The 3,821-nt window shown below is 71.2% G+C and carries 3 protein-coding genes; all 3 read right to left on the bottom strand.

What is annotated here, in order from left to right:
- Positions 1-1,969: glycoside hydrolase family 127 protein (locus tag CCN51_RS36085; RefSeq protein WP_107426145.1), on the bottom strand; the 1,969-nt coding region annotated here is incomplete at its 3' end.
- A gap of 90 nt (positions 1,970-2,059) precedes the next feature.
- Positions 2,060-2,881: a carbohydrate ABC transporter permease gene (locus CCN51_RS36090; RefSeq protein WP_043488777.1), complete on the bottom strand. Its 822-nt coding sequence runs from the start codon at positions 2,879-2,881 to the stop codon at positions 2,060-2,062.
- 28 nt (positions 2,882-2,909) lie between these two features.
- The gene (locus CCN51_RS36095) at positions 2,910-3,821 is read right to left on the bottom strand and encodes a carbohydrate ABC transporter permease (protein ID WP_086860551.1); all 912 of its coding nucleotides are present in this window, start codon (positions 3,819-3,821) and stop codon (positions 2,910-2,912) included.

A 3,821-nucleotide genomic window follows, 5' to 3' on the forward strand; every position in this document is an offset into this window, starting at 1 on the left:
ATGCGGGTGTGGCTGCCGACGGCGGATCCGGTTCCGCCGTCGGCAGCCACACCCGCATCGTCGAGGGCCCGCGGTTGGCCCAGGAGCGGTACGGCACCAGGACGATCTCCGCGGGCCCGTCGGTGTCAGGGGGAGTGGTGGCGGGGCGGTCGAGCGGTGCGTACGGCCATGGAGCGTCGCTCTGTTCGGCGTGTCCGGTCAGCTCTCCGGCCACGATGACGGTGCCCTCCGCGTCGGGCCCGTCCTCAGGCGGGGAGGACGGATCCACCCGTACCGCGTCGGCCTCGTGCCCGTCCGGGAGGTCCACCGACTCGGCGCAGTACACCAGCGGCCCCCGCTGGACGGCCACCGTGCCGCGTACCGCGTCGATGCGCGGATCGGCCCCGATCCAGCGCGGCGCCACGGGCAGTTCGAGCCGTACCTCGTCGCCGGGCCGGAAGCGGCGGGCCACGGTGGCGGTGCCCACGGGGACGGAGCGGCGTGTTCCGTCCGGTTCGACCAGCCACGCGGCGGCGCCCCGCGCCCACCCGGGGACGCGCAGCGACAGGGTCCACGGTCGGTCCGGGGACCGGTCGATCCGCACGGTCACGGCCCCGCCGGCCGGGTAGTCGGTACGGACCCGCAGCGCGACGTCGTGGCCTCCGGCGAGGGATGTGGCGATCTCCGCGTCGGCGTACTGGTGCAGCTGCACACCGTCGTCGTCCACCGTCGCCAGGTAGGCGGGCAGTTGGGCCAGGGTCCGCGCCACGTTGGTGGGGCAGCAGGACACCGCGAACCAGGGGGCGCGCAGACTCGACTCGGCGCGCGGGCTGTCCACGTCCGTGGCGGGCACGGTGCCCCGGCGGCGCCGGTGCAGGGTGTTGGCGTAGAAGAAGGCGCGGCCGTCCTCGGACGGGGAGGCGGCGACCACGTTGAACAGGGTCCGCTCCGCCAGATCGGCGAACCGCGGCTCGCCGGTGGCCAGCAGCAGTCGCCAGCTGAGCATCACGGAGGCGACACCGGCGCAGGTCTCCGAGTAGGCGCGGTCGGGCGGCAGTACGAAGTCGTCGCCGAAGGACTCGTCCCGGTGGTGCGAGCCCATGCCGCCCGTCAGATAGGTCCGCCGGGCGACCGTGGCCTCCCATTGCCGTACGACCGCGGCCAGCAGGGCGTCGTCCCCGGTCTCCACGGCCACATCGACGGCGCCGGCCGCGAGGTAGAGCGCGCGGACGGCGTGGCCGCGCAGCACCGTGGCCTGACGGACGGGCAGGTCGTCCTGGTAGTAGGCGCGGCCGAACTCGGTGTCGGCGAGGGTGCGGTGGCCGCGGCGGTCGACGAACAGCGCTGCCTGGTCGAGGTAGCGCTGTTCCCCCGTCAGCCTGGCCAGTTCCACCAGGGCAGGCTCGATCTCCGGATGGCCGCAGACGCCCTCGATACCGCCCGGGCCGAAGGTGGCGCAGACATGGTCGGCGGCCCGCCGGGCGATCTTCGTCAGCTCGCCCTCGCCCCGGGCCCTGGCCTGGGCCACGCCGGCCTGGATCAAGTGGCCATAGCAGTACAGCTCGTGGCCCCATTCGAGATCGCTGTACCGGGGCTGCTGCCCGGGGCGGCCGAAGGCGGTGTTCAGATAGCCGTCCGGTTCCTGGGCGGGCGCGATGGACTCGGTGAGCTCGGCGATCTGTGTGTCGAGCGCACTGTCGGCGCCGTGCCCGGCGGCCTCCCAGGCCATGGCTTCGAGTAGTTTGTAGACATCGGAGTCGGCGAATTCACGGCCGCGCCGGTCCCGTTCGATCCGGCCCTCGACGGCGGCCCGGAAGTTGCCGATCCAGCCGACGCGGGCCATCCAGTCGCGGCAGTGGCCGAGTGTGGCGGTCGCGTTGATCTCCCGGCGCCGGGCCCAGAAGCCCCCGGTGATCCTGACCTCGTCGAGCCCGAGCGGCCGCAGCCGGCCCCGGCTCGGCGCCACCGGCAGGACGACTGACCGCGCCATGTTCTCCCTCACCAGTTCATGCCTTCGGTTCGTCCTTTCGGTTGTCCGTCTCCGCACAGTCAAGGTGGTCCTTCTCCGTGGTCCGGCGCCTCAGCCCTTGAGCGCGCCCGACATGAACCCCCGTACGTAGTGCCGTTGCAGCAGCAGGAAGAGGAGGAGGCAGGGCACGGCGAGGACCACCACACCCGCCTCGGTGGCGCCGTAGTCGACGGCGCCCATGCTCTGCTGCCGCAGATTCGCGACGGCGAGTGGCAGGGGCGCCTTCTCGCTGTCCGAGATGAGGATCAGCGGGGCGATGAAGTCGTTCCAGGCCGCGAGGAAGGCGAAGAGCCCCACGGTGATCAGCCCCGGTCGCACCGCCGGAAGCAGCACCCGGCGCAGCGCGCCCGCCGTGCCGCAGCCGTCGACGAGCGCCGACTCCTCCAGTTCGCGGGGCACCGCCTCGAAGGAGATCCGCATCATGAAGGTGGCGAAGGGCAGCTGGAACATGGCCAGCACCAGGCTCAGCCCGATCAGTGAGTTCTGCAGTTCCAGCCTGCCGAGCAGCACATAGAGCGGGATGAGGAGCGTGGCGTACGGGACCATGAGAATGGCCAGCGTCAGCAGGAACAGCAGGTTCTTGCCGGGGAAGTCGAAGCGGGCGAAGGCGTAGCCGCCGAGCAGCGACACCGCGAGGGTCAGGGCGACGGTGAGCGCCGAGACGATCGTGCTGTTGAGGAGGTACCGCCACAGGCCCGCGTCGTAGTCGAGCAGCGTCCGGTAGTTGCCGAGTCCGTAGCCGGACTCCTGCGCGGTGCCGGGCTGTCCGCTGACCGACGCCCAGGCGTTCCACAGCAGGGGGAAGAGGAAGATGACGGCCAGTCCTCCGGCGAGGACGTAATGGGGCGTCCGGCCGAGGGCGCGGGTGAGCACCGTGGTGTCCCTTCTCATGAGGTCGGTGTCATGACTCGTCGGCGCGGCGCAGACCGCGGAACTGCGCGACGTTGAGCAGGAGCAGTGCGGCCAGCACGATGATCGAGAGGGCCGCCGCGGTGCCGAGGTCCATTCGCTGGAAGGCCTCGCGGTAGATCAGCTGGACGACGGTGACGGTGCTGTTGTCCGGTCCGCCCTTGGTGAGGATGAAGAACTGGTCGAACGCGAGCAGCGAACCAGTGACGCAGAGCAGCAGGGACAGCGCGAGGGACGGCCGCAGCAGCGGCAGGGTGATGCCGCGGAAGATCTGGCCACGGCTCGCGCCGTCCATCCGCGCCGCCTCGTACACCTCGTGGGGAATGCGCTGGAGGCCCACGAGGAGGATCAGCATGTAGAAACCGGCGAACTTCCAGACGATGAGGAAGACCGTCGACAGCAGGGCGGAGGTCGGCGAGCCGAGGAAGGACACCGGTCCGCCGGCGATGCCGAGCTTTTCCAGGACGTCGCTCAGCGGTCCGGTGGTGGGGCTGTACAGGCCCCAGAAGAGGAGGGAGGCGGAGGCCAGCCCCAGGGCGCTGGGCAGGAAGTAGACGGTGCGGAAGAAGCCCGCCCCGGGGCGGGACTCCTGCACCAACAGGGCGAGGAGGAGCGCCAGTCCGAGGAGGACGACCGTGACGATCACGGTGTAGAGGAGGGTGAAGCGGACCGCGGGCCAGAACAGGGTGCTGTCGGTGACGTCGGTGTAGTTCTCGGGGGCGTTGCCGCCCCGGTCTCCCACGAGCAGCGGCCAGTCGTGGAGCGACATCTGCCCGACGAGCAGCAGGGGCAGTACGAAGAAGACCGCGACGAACACGGCCGTGGGGGCCGCGTAGCCGAGCCCCTGGACCTTGCGGGACCGCCACCACCGGGGTGCGGATGGACGGGGGTGGCGGGCCCGCAA

This window comes from Streptomyces milbemycinicus, assembly GCF_002154605.1.
In the GTDB taxonomy this organism is placed as follows: domain Bacteria; phylum Actinomycetota; class Actinomycetes; order Streptomycetales; family Streptomycetaceae; genus Streptomyces; species Streptomyces milbemycinicus.